Genomic DNA, 14,736 nt, shown 5'->3' on the forward strand with positions numbered 1-14,736 from the left:
TCGGCACCCCCTTTCAAATCAGGATTTCAGGTAGCCGTTGGCGGCCAGGAAACTTTCGGTGATGCCGCTGCCTTTGCTTGGCTCGGCGGCCTTGTCACCCAGCAGCAGACGCTCCAGGTAACGTGCCAGCAGGTCGACCTCAAGGTTCACCCGACGACCTGGACGGTAGTCGGCCATGATGGTTTCGGCCAGGGTGTGCGGGACGATGGTCAGCTCGAACTCGGCGCCATCGACGACGTTCACCGTCAGGCTGGTGCCGTCGACGGTGATCGAGCCCTTGTGGGCAATGTACTTGGCAAGCTCCTTGGGTGCACGGATGCGGAACTGGATGGCGCGGGCGTTATCGCTGCGCGAGACCACTTCGCCGACGCCGTCGACATGGCCGCTGACCAGGTGACCGCCCAGGCGGGTGGTCGGCGTCAGGGCTTTTTCGAGGTTGACCCGGCTGCCGCTTTTGAGCTCGTTGAAGGCGGTGCAGTCGAGGGTTTCGCGGCTGACGTCGGCCCAGAAGCCATCGCCAGGCAGCTCGACCGCGGTCAGGCACACGCCGTTGACGGCGATGCTGTCCCCCAGCTTGACGTCGCCCAGGTCGAGCTTGCCGGTTTCGACATATACCCGCACGTCACCGCCTTTAGGGGTCAGGGAACGGATGCTGCCAATCGATTCGATGATGCCGGTGAACATGAAGTCCTCCTCGAGAACAGGGCTGCGCATGGCGCTAGCCGCAAATTATACGCCGGGCGCAGGCTTGGGTACTGCAGTGACTCGCCAGTCATCGCCTACTGCGCGCATTTCGGTGATCTGCAAATGGGGCGCCTGGCTCATTTTATCCAGGGGCCAGTCGAGCAACGGCCGGGCACTGGAGCCAAGGATGCGTCCGGCGACAAAAATCTGGTACTCGTCGATCAGTCCCTGCCGGGCAAAGGCGCCGACCAGGCCGGCACCGGCTTCGACCAGCACTTCGTTGACGCCACGCGCGGCCAGCTCAAGCATCAGCGCCGGCAGGTCGACGCGGCCAGCACTGCCGGGCAGGCTCAGCAGCTCATGACCGGCCTGGGCATAACGTGCGTCGGCTTCAGCGGCGGTGACCACCAGGGCCGGGCCGGCGGTAAAGAACGGCGCATCGAGCGGCACACGCAAGCGACCATCGATCAACACCCGCAAGGGCGGACGCGCCAGGGCCAGCGCGGTGGTTGCCGGGTCCAGGCCCAGTTCTTCGGCGCGCACGGTCATCCGCGCGTTGTCGGCCAATACACTTTCGGCGCTGGTCAGCACCACGCTGGAGCGGGCGCGCAAACGCTGCACTGCCGAGCGCGCCGCCGGGCCGGTAATCCACTGGCTCTCGCCGCTGGCCATGGCCGTGCGGCCGTCCAGGCTCATCGCCAGCTTGGCCCGGACGAACGGCAGGCCGTGTTCCATGCGCTTGAGAAAGCCCGGGTTCAGGGCGCGGGCCTCGGCCTCCAGCACACCGCTGGCAACCTCGATACCCGCATCGGCCAGGCGCTTGAGGCCATTGCCGGCGACTTGCGGATTGGGGTCCTGCATGGCCGCGACCACCCGCGCCACGCCGGCCTTGAGCAGCGCCTCGGCACACGGCGGGGTGCGCCCATGGTGGCTGCACGGCTCAAGGGTGACGTAGGCGCAAGCACCGCGGGCCAGCTCGCCGGCCTGGCGCAAGGCATGCACCTCGGCATGCGGCTCGCCGGCGCGCACGTGCCAGCCTTCGCCGACCACCTGGCCGTCACGGACGATCACGCAACCCACGCGCGGGTTCGGGTGGGTGGAGTACAGGCCCTTGCGGGCCAGCTCGACGGCCCGGGCCATGTAGTGCGCATCAAGCACCGCGCGTTCGCTGGACATGCTCACTCTTTAGCCGGCACACGGGCCAGGCGGTCGATTTCTTCACGGAACTCGTTGAGGTCCTGGAAACGCCGGTACACCGAGGCAAAGCGGATATAGGCGACTTCATCGAGCTTTTGCAGCTCGGCCATGACCAGCTCGCCGACCACCAGCGACTTGATCTCGCGCTCACCGGTAGCCCGCAGCTTGTGCTTGATATGCGCCAGCGCCGCTTCCAGGCGCTCGACGCTGACCGGGCGTTTTTCCAGGGCGCGCTGCATACCGGCACGCAGTTTTTCTTCGTCGAAAGGCTGGCGGCTGCCGTCCTGCTTGATCAGCCGGGGCAGAACCAGTTCGGCGGTTTCGAAGGTGGTGAAGCGCTCACCGCAGGCTACGCATTCGCGCCGACGGCGCACTTGCTCGCCCTCGGCAACCAGTCGCGAGTCGATGACCTTGGTGTCGTTGGCACCGCAGAAGGGACAGTGCATGGTGGCAGGCAACAAAAAAAGGGAGGGCCATGGTAGCGCATCCCACTGGCAAGACAAGCCAAAGGGGTTACCATCCAGTGAGGAAATATGCCGCGAAGGAATTCCCCATGCCATCAAGAGCGCTTGTCGTGCTCAGTTTTGCTGCCGTGCTGAGCGCGTGCAGCAGCGATAAACCCCAGCCTGTGCCGGCGCCCAAAGCCCCGGTAGCCAGCAAACCGGCCAAGGAGCTCGGGCCGCTGCCGGCCTATCAACGCGAATTGAGCGGCACCTTGCAGAACATTCCGGCCGGCGCCGAAGTCGAACTGGCCCTGCTGGTGATCGATGAGCGCGGCCGCCCGCAAGGCTTGCTGGCCAGCAGCACGTTCAGCGGCAATGGCCTGGACCTGCCGTTTCGCCTGCGCTTCAACCCCGAGGCCTTTCCCGCCGGGGCGCGGGTCGAGCTGCGCGGTCGCGCGAGCAAGTCCGGCCAGCTGATCCTGCACCTGCCGCCCCTGCGCATCGCCCAGGCGCAAACCCAGGCCACCGGCCCGCTGCGCTTCGAAAAGGCGCCATGATGGCGCCCGCTCCACTGCAACAGGCCTTGAGCGAGTTGCTTGGGGATGCGCAACTGGTGGTCAGCGACCTGCCCGAGTGCGCGCTCAAGTTGTGGCTGATCGATGCGCAGAACATGGACCGCGCCTTCAGCTCCGAAGAAACCCGGCGCATCCTTCACGAGCCGCCGTACTGGAGTTTCTGCTGGGCCAGCGGCCTGGCCATGGCCCGCTACCTGGATGAGCATCGGCATTGGGTCGAAGGCAAGCGCGTGCTGGACTTTGGCGCAGGCTCCGGGATTGCCGGTATCGCGGCGGCCAAGGCCGGCGCGCTGGAAGTGGTGGCTTGCGACCTTGACCCGCTGGCGCTGCAGGCCTGCCGGGCGAATGCCGAGCTCAATGAGGTGGAACTGAGTTATTCCAGCGATTTTTTCCAGGAGGCCGACCGTTTCGACCTGATCCTGGTCGCCGACGTGCTCTACGACCGCGCCAACCTACCGATGCTGGACGAGTTTCTCAGCCGTGGCCAGCAGGCCCTGGTCGCCGATTCGCGGGTACGGGATTTCAGCCACCCGTTGTACCGGTCGCTGGGCGTGCTGGATGCCCTGACCCTGCCGGACCTGGCCGAGCCCCACGAATTCCGCCGGGTCAGCCTGTACCACGCCAGCCGCCAGCCTTTATAGTGATGCCATTCACGGATTTTCGAGAGTCGCGATGAACCCTGCTACCCCGTACATTTTCGATGCCACTGGCGCCGACTTCGAACAGTCGGTGATCCAGAACTCTTTCCATAAACCGGTACTGGTCGACTTCTGGGCCGAGTGGTGCGCGCCGTGCAAGGCGCTGATGCCGCTGCTGGCGCAGATCACCGAGAGCTATCAGGGCGAACTGCTGCTGGCCAAGGTCAACTGCGATATCGAACAGGACATCGTCGCCCGCTTCGGCATCCGCAGCCTGCCGACCGTGGTGCTGTTCAAGGATGGCCAGCCGGTCGACGGCTTTGCCGGTGCCCAGCCGGAATCGGCGATTCGCGCCCTGCTCGAGCCCCATGTGCAACTGCCGCCACCGGCTGCCGCCGACCCGCTGGAGCAAGCCCAGGCGCTGTTTGCCGAAGGCCGTTTCAGCGAAGCCGAAAGCACCCTCAAGGCGCTGCTCAGCGAAGACAACAGCAATGCCGGGGCGCTGATCCTCTACGCCCGCTGCCTGGCTGAGCGCGGCGAACTGGGTGAAGCCCAGACCGTGCTCGACGCGGTCAAGAGCGACGAGCACAAGGCTGCCCTGGCCGGTGCCAAGGCGCAGCTGACCTTTCTCGGCCTGGCCGCCAGCCTGCCGGAAGTCGCCGACCTTAAAGCGCGCCTGGCGCAGAATGCTGAAGATGACGAGGCCGCGTACCAGCTGTGCATCCAGCAGTTGTCGCGTCAGCAGTACGAAGCGGCGCTGGAAGGCTTGCTCAAGCTGTTCAAGCGCAATCGCGGCTATGACGGCGGGGTGGCACACAAGACCTTGCTGCAGGTGTTTGACCTGCTGGGCAACGACCACCCGCTGGTTGGCAACTACCGTCGCAAGTTGTTTGCTGCCTTGTATTGAATTGATCGCGGGGCAAGCCCGCTCCTACTGATCTTGTAGGAGCGGGCTTGGCCCGCGATACCCTCATTACCCCACCCAATGATAAACCGGCGCATCCGCCCCGCTTTGCACCTTCACCTCGGCACTGTGGCGCAGGCGCACCAGCAGTCGCTTGCCCGCCGCGGTATTGCCCGCCAGCCCTTCCAAGTGTTCAAGCAACTCCGGCCCGTTGAGCTGCCCGGCCTTGCGCAGTACCTCGCGCGCCGCCTGCCAGAGCGCATCATCCGGTCGCACCGCCGCAACCGCACTCGCCGCTGCTGCAGGCGCTGGCGTCACAGCGGCCAGCTGGCCGCCCAGTTGCGCCCATTCCGCCGGGTCCAGTTCCAGGGTCAGGTCTACCGGCCAGTCGCCGATGTGTCCGCGAATTCGCATGGGGGTGTCCTTGTGCGCAGTCAATGGGCCCATGCTCCCACGCCAACGCTTCATCGCCAAGCACACTGGCGCACGCCGAACAAGTTGTTATAACATTACCAAATCATTCCAGTGCCTCCGCGGAGTCAGCCCATGCGTCGTCTGTTGCTCGCCTTGCCGTTTGCCTTGTTGCCCCTGGCCGTCGCCCACGCCCATGAAGGCCACGACCACGATCATGACCACGCCCATGGCAGCCTCGGCGCCCATGAACACGGCGTCGCGCGCTTGAATGTGGTGCTCGACGACAAGTCCCTGGAACTGGAACTGGACAGCCCGGCGATGAACCTGGTCGGCTTCGAACACCCGGCCACCAGCGCCGCCGACAAAGCCAAGGTTGCTGCCGTGCGTTCACAATTGGAAAAACCATTGGCGCTGTTCGGCCTGGCCAAGGCGGCCAACTGCAGCGAAAGTGACCAGGAGCTGGAAAGCCCGCTGTTCGGCGACAAGCCGGCAGTCGATGATGACGGCGACGAGCACGAAGGCCATGAGCACAGTGAGGTCCATGCCCATTACCGGCTGACCTGCGACAAGCCCGCTGAGCTCAAGAGCCTCGACCTGACTCCGTTGTTCAAGGCCTTCCCCGCCACCCAGAAAATTACCCTGCAACTGATCGGGCCCAACGGCCAGCAAGGTGTCGAAGCGACCCCGGCCAAGGCCACGATCAACTTCTGATAGCCCTTTTGCAGCGAAACGCCCGGGGTAACCCGGGCGTTCATTTATGAGCCAGGCACTGATTGAACTGACCGACCTGGGCTTCGCCTGGCCGGGCCAAGCCCCCCTGCTGGAGATTCCCGCCCTGCGCCTGGAAGCCGGCGAATCGTTGTTTCTCAAAGGCCCCAGCGGCAGCGGCAAGACCACCCTGCTGGGCCTTTTGGGCGGTGTACAAAAACCCGATCGCGGCAGCATCCGCCTGCTTGGCCAGGACTTGAGCGAACTGAAGCTGGCCGCCCGCGACCGTTTTCGCGTCGATCACACCGGCTACATCTTCCAGCAGTTCAACTTGCTGCCGTTCCTCTCGGTACGGGAGAACGTCGAACTGCCCTGCCGCTTCTCGCGCAGCCGCGCACAACGCGCCGCCGAGCGCCATGGCAGCATCGACCAGGCCGCCGCCAGCCTGCTCGCCCACCTGGGCCTGAAAGACCCGGCGTTGCTTGCCCGCCGCGCGGGCAGCCTGTCGATCGGCCAGCAACAGCGCGTTGCCGCCGCCCGGGCCTTGATCGGCCAGCCGGAGCTGGTAATCGCCGACGAGCCAACATCAGCCCTCGACGCCGACACCCGCGAAGCCTTCATCCGCCTGTTGTTCGCCGAATGCCGTGCGGCCGGCTCGAGCCTGCTGTTCGTCAGCCACGACCAGAGCCTGGCACCGTTGTTCGACCGCCAGCTGTCCCTTGCCGAACTCAACCGCGCGGCCCGCCCGGCCAACGACCTGGAGGCCTGATGTACCTGCTCCGCCTTGCCCTGGCCAGCCTGGCCAACCGCCGCTTTACTGCATTTTTGACCGCCTTCGCCATCGCCCTGTCGGTGTGCCTGCTGCTGGCGGTCGAGCGGGTGCGCACCGAAGCCCGCGCCAGCTTTGCCAGCACCATCAGCGGCACCGACCTGATTGTCGGCGCCCGCTCGGGCTCGGTGAACCTGCTGCTGTACTCGGTGTTTCGCATCGGCAACGCCACCAACAACATCCGCTGGGAGAGCTTCGAACACTACGCCAGCGACAAACGGGTGAAATGGGCCATTCCCATCTCCCTGGGCGATTCCCATCGCGGCTACCGGGTGATGGGCACCGACGCGCGCTATTTCGAGCACTACCAGTACGGCCGCAAGCAGAACCTGCAACTGGCCGAGGGCCGCGCTTTCGCCACCGACCCGTTCGAGGTGGTGCTTGGTGCCGAGGTGGCAGATGCCCTGCACTACAAGCTGGGCGACAAGCTGGTGCTGGCCCATGGCGTGGCGGCCATCAGCCTGGTCAAACACGATGACAAACCGTTCACCGTGGTCGGCGTGCTGCAACGCACCGGCACCCCGGTCGACCGCACCCTGCACATCAGCCTGGGCGGTATGGAGGCCATCCACATCGACTGGCACAACGGCATGCCGGCCCGCGGCGCCGGGCGTATCAGCGCCGATCAGGCGCGCAACATGGACCTCAAGCCCGCCGCCATCACCGCCTTCATGCTCGGCCTGAACAACAAGGTGGCCACCTTCAGCCTGCAACGGGAGATCAACGAGTACCGCAACGAACCGCTGCTGGCGATCCTCCCGGGCGTGGCCCTGCAAGAGCTCTGGAGCCTGATGGGCACGGCCGAGCAGGCGCTGTTCGTGGTCTCGCTGTTCGTAGTGCTGACCGGCCTGATTGGCATGCTCACGGCGATCCTCACCAGCCTCAACGAACGGCGCCGGGAAATGGCCATCCTGCGCTCGGTCGGCGCGCGTCCCTGGCACATTGCCGGGCTGCTGGTGCTCGAAGCACTGGCCCTGGCGGTGGCCGGCATCATCGCCGGGGTGGCTTTGTTGTACGCCGGCATCGCCCTGGCCCAGGGTTACGTGCAGGCCAATTACGGCCTGTTGCTGCCGCTGGCCTGGCCCAGCGCCCATGAATGGACCCTTCTGGGCATCATCCTTGGCGCCGCCTTGCTGATGGGCAGCGTGCCGGCCTGGCGCGCCTATCGCCAGTCGCTGGCCGACGGCCTGTCCATTCACCTGTGAGTAACTCGATGAACCGCGCCTTGCTGCTGTTGCTGCTGTTGATTGCCTCGCCCCTGTGGGCCGCTGAACCGCGCACCCTGGAGTGGCAGCAACTGATCCCGGCCGGGGCGCCGGTGATCCAGCCACAACTGGCGCCGCTGCATGACCTTTCGCAACTGAGCGACGCCCTGGCTGCCGAATCGGCACCCGCTGCGCGGCAAACCGCACCCAATGCCCCGGTGGTCAAGGCCCTGGATGGCCAGCAGGTCAAACTGCCGGGGTATATCGTGCCGCTGGAGGTCAGCGAAGAAGGCCGCACCACCGAGTTCCTGCTGGTGCCTTACTATGGCGCCTGCATTCATGTACCGCCACCGCCGTCGAACCAGATCGTTCACATCTTCAGCGAGATCGGCGTCAAGGTCGAAGACCTCTACCAACCGTACTGGATTGAAGGCCAGATGCAGGTCAAAGCCTCCAGCAGCGAGCTGGCCGATGCCGGATATCAGATGGAAGCCGAGAAAATCTACGCATACGAGCTAGAATGAATGGCCGCTTGTCAGCCTTTGACGATTTCATTGAGCTGCGTCAAAAGTCGCCGTCCGTCAGCTCCTTACCATTGGACTCATTAAATTCTAAACGTCCTTTGGGAGCTTCCATGAACAAGTCCTTGCTTGGCGCCTCGCTCGTTGCTCTGGCGCTTGCAGCCCCTGTTGCCCACGCCCACCAGGCTGGCGACTTCATCCTGCGTGCCGGTGCGATCACTACCGCTCCCAACGAGAACAGCGGCGACATCAAGCTCGACGGCACCAAGATGTCCGGCACCAAGGCTACTCTGGACAGCGACACCCAGCTGGGCCTGGCGTTTGCCTACATGCTGACCGACCACATCGGCCTCGAGCTGCTGGCCGCCACTCCGTTCCAGCACACCGTGGGCGTCAAGGGCCTGGGCGCTGGCCTGGATGGCAAGCTGGGCGACATCAAGCAACTGCCACCGACCCTGTCGCTGCAGTACTACCCGATGGAAGCTTCGTCGAAGTTCCAGCCTTACGCCGGTATCGGTCTGAACTACACCATGTTCTTTGACGAAGACCTGAGCAGCAACCGCAAGGCTCAAGGCTTCAGCAACATGAAGTTGAAGGATTCGGTCGGCCTGGCCGGTCAGTTGGGCATGGACTACATGATCAACGACAACTTCCTGATCAACGCCGCGGTCTGGTACGTCGACATCGACACCAAGGCCACCATCGACGGCCCCAGCGCCCTGGGCGTTGGCAAGACCAAGGTCGACGTCGATGTCGATCCATGGGTCTACATGGTTGGCGTGGGTTACAAGTTCTAAGCGTCTTCAAACGCACATCGCGGGGCAAGCCCGCTCCTACAGCGTGATGTAGGAGCGGGCTTGCCCCGCGCTGCTTTTCAGCGTCCTAAAAGTCGCGCCAGCCCCACCACCAGCGGCGTCGGCTCAGGGAAATCAAAACGCGCCAGCAAGCGCTGGTTGTTCGCCCGCGAATGGCGGATATCGCCCGAGCGCGCCGGCCCATGGTTGATCGCCGGCAAATCGCCAACCACCGACTTCAATGCCGCCAGCAACTGGTTCAGCGAAGTGGCCTGGTTCAGGCCGATGTTCACCGCGCCCTCCTCGACCTGTGCCAACTCCAGCGCCTGGACCATTACCGTGACCAGATCGCCAACATAGAGAAAATCGCGGGTCTGCTCACCGTCGCCAAACAGGGTGATCGGCGTGCCGTTCAGGGCGCGCTCGCAGAAGATGCTGATAACCCCGGAATACGGCGAGGAAGGATCCTGGCGCGGGCCGAAGATATTGAAAAAGCGGAACACCACCGGCTCCAGGCCATGCTGGCGGCGGTAGAAGTCCAGGTACTGCTCGCTGGCCAGTTTATCCACCGCGTAAGGCGTCAACGGCGCCTTGGGCGTGTCTTCGACAATCGACTGGCCTTCGCCATTGTTGCCGTACACCGCCGCGCTGGAGGCAAACAGCACGCGCTTGATGCCGTTCAGGCGCATGGCCTCGCACACGTTGAGGGTGCCGATGAAGTTGCTCTGGTGGGTTTTCACCGGGTCGTCCACCGAGGCCTGTACCGAGGCGACCGCGGCCAGGTGCACCACCGCCTGGCAACCGGCCGCGGCGCGCTTGACCAGTTCGGCGTCGGCGACATCACCTTCGACCAGTTGCAGCCGGGGGTTGTCGATCTGCAGGTTGCTGCGCTTGCCCGTCGACAGGTCGTCGAGGATACGCACGCTATAGCCTTTTTCCAGCAACGCATCGCTGAGGTGGGAACCGATGAAGCCGGCGCCACCGGTGATCAGAATAGGGGCATCAGCCATGACGATAGAAGCGATCCAGTAAGGGCGGCAAACCGGCGCGCCAGGCGCGGGGCTTGATGCCGAAGGTGTGGAGGATTTTCTTGCAGGCCAGCACCGCATGCTGCGGTTCTTCGCTGGCGTCCGGGCGCGCGGCGTGGGCCTGCGCGGTCGGGGCCTGTACCGCCAGCTTATGCAACTGGGCCGCTTCCGTGAGGATAGCCTGCCCCAGCGCCAGCGGCGTGGTCGCCTCGTTCCCGGCATAGTGATAGGTGCCCCACAGGGGCGCGGCGCAATCGAGCTGCTTGAGCACCGAGAGGATTACCCGCGCAGCGTCGTCCACCGGCGTCGGGTTGCCGCGCCGGTCATCGGCCAGCAGCAGTTCCTGCGGTTGCTCGGCGCGGGTCAGGAAGCGGCCGAGGACGCCATCGATACTCTCGTCGAGCACCCAGCCAAAGCGCAGCAACACATGCTGCGGGCAGGTGGCGCGCACGCTCTGCTCGATGCGCCACAGGGCCTGGCCACGCAGGCCCAGCGGCACTGGCTCGTCCTTTTCGCTGTAGGCGGTCGCCCGCGAGCCATCGAAGACCCGGTAGCTGGACGGCTGGACAAGAATGATGTTGTGGTGCTGACACAGCTCGGCCAGGCGCTCGACGGCGCGCTCCTGCTGGGCCAGGCGCTGCTCGCTGACCGCTTCGGCCTGGAACCAGTCGAAGTAGTAAGCCAGGTTGATCAGCGCATCAGGGCGGGTGTCGTCGAGCAACTGGGTCAGGCTCGCCGGATCCCAGCCGCTGTCCGGCGGGCGCGGTGCCAGAAAGCCGATATCTTCCTCGGCCCCGAGTCGAATCAGCGCTTGCCCGAGGGCACTTCCACCACCCAACAGCATCAGGCGCATTCGCATAGAGTCAGCAGGTCCGATCAGATTATTGGAAGAAAGCCTTCATTTTGCGGTTTCCGGCAGGGGAAGTCCAACACAGGGGCGCCCGTCCTGCCCGGCGCGGCGCTGAGGGCAAGGTTTTTCCTGTGCTTACACAAATCCGGAAACTGCCTATACTGCGCCCGGAATGAGCTGACTCGCCTGAATGGATTAACCAGGAGAATAGTTAGCTTATTCGTTCGCCGGGGCGCAGCAGCACTTTCTGCACCCTGGTCGGCACGGATTGCCAGATAAAACCAATAACAAAGGAATGTTTCCCATGCAGGATTCGGAAGTCGCGTACCTGAGTTTCGACCAGGACCAGGCCCGTACGCTGGCAGCTGCCAGCCAGCACCTCGCCGAACTCGGCGGCCCTCAGGCCCGCGGAGTCGCCAACCAGGCGCGCCAGTGGGCACAACGCCTGCACCCTACCCTCGACGCCAGCCAGAAGGCCGTGTTGCAACGCTTTGCCGATGGCCAGTTGTCGGCCCTGATGTGCTCGCAGATGGCCTGCCCCGGCAGCGATCCGCTGCCCGAGCATCTGCCTGAGCTGGCCACCCTGGCTCAGAGCGAGCGCTGCCTGTACCTGGCCTCGCGCAACCAGTTGCTGCTGGAGCTGGTGAACTACCGGGCCTTTGCCTTCGATATCGACAACGAAGGCCAGATCATGCGGCTGGTCGGCAACTTCAAAGGCGGCGGCAGCGTGCCCCGCCCCGACGAGCACCAGCACACCGAAGTCGAACTCAGCTCTCACGCCGGGTTGCACCTGGGCCCGCATACCGAAGCGCCCTACAACTGTTCGGTTGCCGCCAGCGAGGGCCGCTCACCTGCGCCGTCAGCGCTGATCCTTTCCGCGCGCTGGAACCCGGCGGGCGAACCGACCCGGATCATCCCGCTGCGCGCCATCATCGAGCAACTGGGCAGCCTGCATGCGCTGGCGTTGACCTCGGCCTCCTTCGACTTCACCCGCAGCGAGTGCTTTGTCGCCGGTCAAGGCGAGGCCGGCCAGGCCACGTCGATGCTGCAGTTCGATCCCGACGGCGGTTTCAGCCTGCGCTACAACTCGTATCGTTTCTCGTTGAACGATCACGCCAGCGACGCCGCAGCCCGTGCCTTCGACGCCTTCCAGGCGCTGGTCCGGGACGCCCAGCCCTTACCGTTCGTGCTCCAACCCGATAGCGCCTTGCTGATCAATAACTGCCGCGCCCTGCATGGACGCGACATTCTCCAGGACAACCGGCGCCTGCTGGTGCGCCTGTTCGGCTACTCGCGCTTTGCGCGCCCGGTAGTCCTCAACGATGACCCGCTGCTGGTGCGTGGCTGAACAAGGGAACCCCCCGATGATGGAAATTGATATCACCCTGTTGCTGACCCTGGCGTCGGTAGCGCTGATGGCCGGCTTTTTCGACGCCATCGCCGGCGGCGGCGGGCTGATCACCCTGCCGGTGCTGTTCGTTGCCGGCATCGACCCGCTGGCAGCGATCGCCACCAACAAGTTCCAGGCCGCCTCGGCGACGGTCTCGGCCACCTTTGCCTTTGCCCGCAAGGGCATGATCGACTGGAAGCGTGGCCTGCCCATGGCGGCCATGGCTTTTGCCGGTGGCGCCCTCGGGGCGCTGTCGGTGAGCCTGGTGCCCAAGAGTTTCCTCCAGGCCTGCGTACCGGTGCTGCTGATCCTGGTGGCCGCCTACTTTGCCTTCAGCCCCAAGCCGGACGAGCAGCAGCGCAAGGCGAGGATCTCGATCAGCCTGTTCTGCCTGGCGGTGGCGCCAGTGATCGGCTTCTACGACGGGGTGTTCGGCCCCGGCGTTGGCTCGTTCTACATGGTGGCGTGCGTGGTTCTGCTCGGCCAGCCGATGCTGCGCGCGGTGTGCAACAGCAAACTGCTCAACGCCGCCTGCAACCTCGGGGCGCTGTCGGTGTTTTCCCTGAGCGGCGCGATCGTCTGGCCGCTGGCCCTGGCGATGGCTTGCGCGGCCTTCGTCGGCGCGCAACTGGGGGCTCGCTGCGCGGTGCATTTCGGTCCTAAACTGATCAAGCCGCTGCTGGTCTGCGTGTGCTGCATCATGGCCCTCAAGCTGCTGCTCAGCGCCGGCAACCCCCTTGGCGAATGGCTGCAACATCAGTTTCTATAGGCGGTGTCCATGCACCTGGAAGCAATTTCGACTCAACGCTCCACCTGGCAGTACGACGAACCCGCGCCGGCTACCGAGCGCTTCATCAGCGAAACCTTCGACGGTTTCCAGCAACAGGCGCGGCTGCTTATACCTGACCAGGAGCGCGCTGCGCCGATGTTCGTGATCGGTGGCGCGCGCTCGGACTTCACCCGCCTCAACCCGCTGCTGTATCGCCTGCAACAGCAGGGGATCGGCTCACTGACCGGCAACCTCTCCGGCCACAGCCTGGCCGCCGAGCCCGGCGCGCCGCAGCCGTCGCTGACCACCAACCTGGAAGAAGCGCAGCGCTTTCACCGGCATATCGCCGAGCGCTGCCAGACCCTGCTCGGCCACAGCCTGGGCGGCGCCATCGCGCTGAAACTGGCAGCGCAAACGCCGGCCATCGACAAACTGGTGCTGATCTGCCCGGCGGTTTACCCGGACGCCGCCCACCAGGCGCCGTTCGGCCCGGCCTTCAGCGCAGCGATCCGCCAGCCCTACGGCTTTCTCGACTGCGACAGCTACGAGTTTCTGCGCTCGTTTGCGGGCCGGGTGCTGCTGGTGATCGGCGAATTCGACGGGCTCAACTCCAAAGCCTACGGGCAAGCCGAAGGCACCTCGGCCGGCACCTTGTGGCTGGCCGGCGCCCAGCGCTATAGCCCGATCCCTGAAGAAGTCACCCAGGCCCTGCTGCGCGCCGTGCCGGCACCGCACCTGGAATGCCTGCTGCTGACCGACTGCGATCACGGCATTGCCGCACACCTGCGCGACAAGCCGGCGGTGGCCAATCAGGTGGCGCAGGTGGTGGCCGAGTTCATTCTCGGCTAAGCGGGTTATTCAATCTCGAACAGGCCGTTGCGGATCGGCCCGGCGCTCAGGCGTTCACGCACGTCGTCGTCGATCCGTGGATCGTCCGGGCGGTACAGCTTGACCTGGCGGTAGGCGCTGATGCGGTTGATCTCGGTGCCGAGGAACTCCCACACCACCCGGGTGCAGGCCGGGGTACGCCGGTCACCACTGGAAACCCCGGTCTTGAGACCGTTGAGGCGGGTGATGCGACTCTTGAAGCTGGGAATGAGGATGGTCTGGCTCATCTCGTTGACCGTCAGCGATTCGTAATCGAGCAGAAACAGGCGGTCCTGCAACTGGAACGCCGCGCCCAGGTAACGGCAGCGCACCCAGTCTTCGGCCTGCACATCGGTACTGCTGGAGCGCTCCTGACGCTCCTGGCGCTCGAACAGAAAACTGCCGCGCTCTTCGCGCAGGTGCACCAGCGACAGCAGGATGGAGCCGGGTACCGACATGCAGTTGGAGTATTCGAAGTAGTAACCGCAATAGCGCGACAGGTTGCCGGCGTGTTCGCGCAACGGCCGCAGCAGCTCGGCCAGCGGATCGTTGTGGCTGAGCGCCTGGTTGGCGGTACTGCGCGCACCAATCAGGCGCGCGAACTGCTCCGGCGGCAAACCCAGTTCGTAATCCTCGACACCGAAGAAATCGCCGATGCGCTTGAGGTTGTACGCCGTCGGCTGGCTTTGCCCGCTCAGGTACTTGTTGAACTGTGCACGATTGATCGACAGCTGCCGGCAAACTTCCGAGATAGAGCGGTAGTGGCTGCAGGCGAGCTTGAGATTGGCGCCGAGATGTTCGCTCATGTGAGCTGTTCCAGGTGATGCGATAGGCGCCAGTTTAGCATCAAGTCGCATCAACTGAGAGCAACCCGCGAAATTGTAACCAGTCTTGTCATGACCAACCATGCGCCCCACGGA

The 14,736-nt window shown here is 64.6% G+C and carries 18 protein-coding genes; 11 read left to right on the forward strand and 7 right to left on the reverse strand.

Going from position 1 to position 14,736, the window contains the following annotated elements; translation table 11 throughout:
* Positions 1-18: 18 nt before the first annotated feature.
* The 3 genes from LOY34_RS24195 to nrdR are packed head-to-tail and all read right to left on the reverse strand — an operon-like array spanning position 19 to position 2,327.
* Positions 19-684 carry a riboflavin synthase gene (locus tag LOY34_RS24195; protein ID WP_010222840.1) on the reverse strand — a complete coding sequence of 222 codons (666 nt, stop codon included), beginning with the start codon at positions 682-684 and terminating at the stop codon, positions 19-21.
* A gap of 45 nt (positions 685-729) precedes the next feature.
* Positions 730-1,860, reverse strand: a complete 1,131-nt coding sequence (gene ribD, locus LOY34_RS24200) for a bifunctional diaminohydroxyphosphoribosylaminopyrimidine deaminase/5-amino-6-(5-phosphoribosylamino)uracil reductase RibD (protein WP_195885131.1) — start codon at positions 1,858-1,860, stop codon at positions 730-732.
* Between the two features lie 2 nt (positions 1,861-1,862).
* Positions 1,863-2,327: a transcriptional regulator NrdR gene (gene nrdR / locus LOY34_RS24205; protein WP_010222838.1), complete on the reverse strand. Its 465-nt coding sequence runs from the start codon at positions 2,325-2,327 to the stop codon at positions 1,863-1,865.
* A gap of 107 nt (positions 2,328-2,434) precedes the next feature.
* On the opposite strand from nrdR, the gene LOY34_RS24210 reads away from it, so the two are divergent.
* Genes LOY34_RS24210 through trxA form a run of 3 tightly spaced genes read left to right on the forward strand, consistent with a single transcriptional unit; the run spans position 2,435 to position 4,444 of the window.
* Positions 2,435-2,881, forward strand: coding sequence for a YbaY family lipoprotein (locus LOY34_RS24210; protein ID WP_093379042.1), 447 nt, complete (start codon positions 2,435-2,437; stop codon positions 2,879-2,881).
* A complete protein-coding gene (locus LOY34_RS24215; protein WP_195885132.1) occupies positions 2,881-3,540 on the forward strand; it encodes a methyltransferase in 660 nt (219 codons plus the stop codon). The genes LOY34_RS24210 and LOY34_RS24215 overlap by 1 nt, the downstream gene beginning before the upstream one ends.
* 31 nt (positions 3,541-3,571) lie before the next feature.
* On the forward strand, positions 3,572-4,444 hold the full coding sequence (gene trxA / locus LOY34_RS24220) for a thioredoxin (RefSeq protein WP_195885133.1): 873 nt from the start codon (positions 3,572-3,574) through the stop codon (positions 4,442-4,444).
* 66 nt (positions 4,445-4,510) lie between these two features.
* On the opposite strand, the gene LOY34_RS24225 is transcribed toward trxA, so the two are convergent.
* Positions 4,511-4,855, reverse strand: a complete 345-nt coding sequence (locus LOY34_RS24225; protein WP_045199981.1) for a hypothetical protein — start codon at positions 4,853-4,855, stop codon at positions 4,511-4,513.
* A 132-nt stretch (positions 4,856-4,987) separates the two neighbouring features.
* Between LOY34_RS24225 and LOY34_RS24230 the strand changes: the two genes are divergently transcribed.
* The 5 genes from LOY34_RS24230 (at position 4,988) to LOY34_RS24250 (ending at position 8,915) form a co-directional block, all read left to right on the forward strand.
* Positions 4,988-5,566 carry a DUF2796 domain-containing protein gene (locus LOY34_RS24230; RefSeq protein ID WP_045199983.1) on the forward strand — a complete coding sequence of 193 codons (579 nt, stop codon included), beginning with the start codon at positions 4,988-4,990 and terminating at the stop codon, positions 5,564-5,566.
* A gap of 46 nt (positions 5,567-5,612) precedes the next feature.
* Complete coding sequence (locus LOY34_RS24235; protein WP_123565079.1) at positions 5,613-6,332, forward strand: ABC transporter ATP-binding protein; 720 nt, start codon at positions 5,613-5,615, stop codon at positions 6,330-6,332.
* A complete protein-coding gene (locus LOY34_RS24240; RefSeq protein WP_195885134.1) occupies positions 6,332-7,597 on the forward strand; it encodes an ABC transporter permease in 1,266 nt (421 codons plus the stop codon). Before LOY34_RS24235 ends, LOY34_RS24240 begins: the two co-directional genes overlap by 1 nt.
* Before the next feature lie 8 nt (positions 7,598-7,605).
* Complete coding sequence (locus LOY34_RS24245; RefSeq protein WP_093379026.1) at positions 7,606-8,121, forward strand: DUF3299 domain-containing protein; 516 nt, start codon at positions 7,606-7,608, stop codon at positions 8,119-8,121.
* A 110-nt stretch (positions 8,122-8,231) separates the two neighbouring features.
* Positions 8,232-8,915, forward strand: coding sequence for an OmpW family protein (locus tag LOY34_RS24250; RefSeq protein ID WP_038998518.1), 684 nt, complete (start codon positions 8,232-8,234; stop codon positions 8,913-8,915).
* 77 nt (positions 8,916-8,992) lie between these two features.
* Here the strand turns inward: LOY34_RS24250 and LOY34_RS24255 are convergent, their stop codons facing one another.
* Complete coding sequence (locus tag LOY34_RS24255) at positions 8,993-9,922, reverse strand: NAD-dependent epimerase/dehydratase family protein (RefSeq protein WP_195885135.1); 930 nt, start codon at positions 9,920-9,922, stop codon at positions 8,993-8,995.
* Positions 9,915-10,799: a sugar nucleotide-binding protein gene (locus LOY34_RS24260; protein WP_045199991.1), complete on the reverse strand. Its 885-nt coding sequence runs from the start codon at positions 10,797-10,799 to the stop codon at positions 9,915-9,917. Before LOY34_RS24260 ends, LOY34_RS24255 begins: the two co-directional genes overlap by 8 nt.
* A 295-nt stretch (positions 10,800-11,094) precedes the next feature.
* Here LOY34_RS24260 and LOY34_RS24265 point away from each other — a divergent pair, with 295 nt between their 5' ends.
* Genes LOY34_RS24265 through LOY34_RS24275 form a run of 3 tightly spaced genes read left to right on the forward strand, consistent with a single transcriptional unit; the run spans position 11,095 to position 13,798 of the window.
* A complete protein-coding gene (locus LOY34_RS24265; RefSeq protein ID WP_195885136.1) occupies positions 11,095-12,138 on the forward strand; it encodes a TauD/TfdA family dioxygenase in 1,044 nt (347 codons plus the stop codon).
* 16 nt (positions 12,139-12,154) lie between these two features.
* Positions 12,155-12,949 carry a TSUP family transporter gene (locus LOY34_RS24270; RefSeq protein ID WP_045199995.1) on the forward strand — a complete coding sequence of 265 codons (795 nt, stop codon included), beginning with the start codon at positions 12,155-12,157 and terminating at the stop codon, positions 12,947-12,949.
* 9 nt (positions 12,950-12,958) lie between these two features.
* Positions 12,959-13,798, forward strand: a complete 840-nt coding sequence (locus LOY34_RS24275) for an alpha/beta hydrolase (protein ID WP_093379020.1) — start codon at positions 12,959-12,961, stop codon at positions 13,796-13,798.
* Between the two features lie 5 nt (positions 13,799-13,803).
* On the opposite strand, the gene LOY34_RS24280 is transcribed toward LOY34_RS24275, so the two are convergent.
* Positions 13,804-14,622, reverse strand: a complete 819-nt coding sequence (locus LOY34_RS24280; protein ID WP_045199998.1) for a helix-turn-helix transcriptional regulator — start codon at positions 14,620-14,622, stop codon at positions 13,804-13,806.
* Positions 14,623-14,736: the final 114 nt, after the last annotated feature.

It is taken from the genome of Pseudomonas sp. B21-009 (assembly GCF_024749345.1).
In the GTDB taxonomy this organism is placed as follows: domain Bacteria; phylum Pseudomonadota; class Gammaproteobacteria; order Pseudomonadales; family Pseudomonadaceae; genus Aquipseudomonas.

Coding starts and splice junctions, on each gene's coding strand:
- LOY34_RS24275 (WP_093379020.1), top strand. CDS start 12,959: ATGCACCTGGAAGCAATTTCGACTCAACGCTCCACCTGGCAGTACGAC.
- LOY34_RS24215 (WP_195885132.1), top strand. CDS start 2,881: ATGGCGCCCGCTCCACTGCAACAGGCCTTGAGCGAGTTGCTTGGGGAT.
- LOY34_RS24255 (WP_195885135.1), bottom strand. CDS start 9,922: ATGGCTGATGCCCCTATTCTGATCACCGGTGGCGCCGGCTTCATCGGT.
- LOY34_RS24240 (WP_195885134.1), top strand. CDS start 6,332: ATGTACCTGCTCCGCCTTGCCCTGGCCAGCCTGGCCAACCGCCGCTTT.
- LOY34_RS24235 (WP_123565079.1), top strand. CDS start 5,613: ATGAGCCAGGCACTGATTGAACTGACCGACCTGGGCTTCGCCTGGCCG.
- LOY34_RS24210 (WP_093379042.1), top strand. CDS start 2,435: ATGCCATCAAGAGCGCTTGTCGTGCTCAGTTTTGCTGCCGTGCTGAGC.
- LOY34_RS24195 (WP_010222840.1), bottom strand. CDS start 684: ATGTTCACCGGCATCATCGAATCGATTGGCAGCATCCGTTCCCTGACC.
- LOY34_RS24260 (WP_045199991.1), bottom strand. CDS start 10,799: ATGCGAATGCGCCTGATGCTGTTGGGTGGTGGAAGTGCCCTCGGGCAA.
- LOY34_RS24230 (WP_045199983.1), top strand. CDS start 4,988: ATGCGTCGTCTGTTGCTCGCCTTGCCGTTTGCCTTGTTGCCCCTGGCC.
- nrdR (WP_010222838.1), bottom strand. CDS start 2,327: ATGCACTGTCCCTTCTGCGGTGCCAACGACACCAAGGTCATCGACTCG.
- LOY34_RS24250 (WP_038998518.1), top strand. CDS start 8,232: ATGAACAAGTCCTTGCTTGGCGCCTCGCTCGTTGCTCTGGCGCTTGCA.
- LOY34_RS24245 (WP_093379026.1), top strand. CDS start 7,606: ATGAACCGCGCCTTGCTGCTGTTGCTGCTGTTGATTGCCTCGCCCCTG.
- LOY34_RS24265 (WP_195885136.1), top strand. CDS start 11,095: ATGCAGGATTCGGAAGTCGCGTACCTGAGTTTCGACCAGGACCAGGCC.
- LOY34_RS24270 (WP_045199995.1), top strand. CDS start 12,155: ATGATGGAAATTGATATCACCCTGTTGCTGACCCTGGCGTCGGTAGCG.
- trxA (WP_195885133.1), top strand. CDS start 3,572: ATGAACCCTGCTACCCCGTACATTTTCGATGCCACTGGCGCCGACTTC.
- LOY34_RS24280 (WP_045199998.1), bottom strand. CDS start 14,622: ATGAGCGAACATCTCGGCGCCAATCTCAAGCTCGCCTGCAGCCACTAC.
- LOY34_RS24225 (WP_045199981.1), bottom strand. CDS start 4,855: ATGCGAATTCGCGGACACATCGGCGACTGGCCGGTAGACCTGACCCTG.
- ribD (WP_195885131.1), bottom strand. CDS start 1,860: ATGTCCAGCGAACGCGCGGTGCTTGATGCGCACTACATGGCCCGGGCC.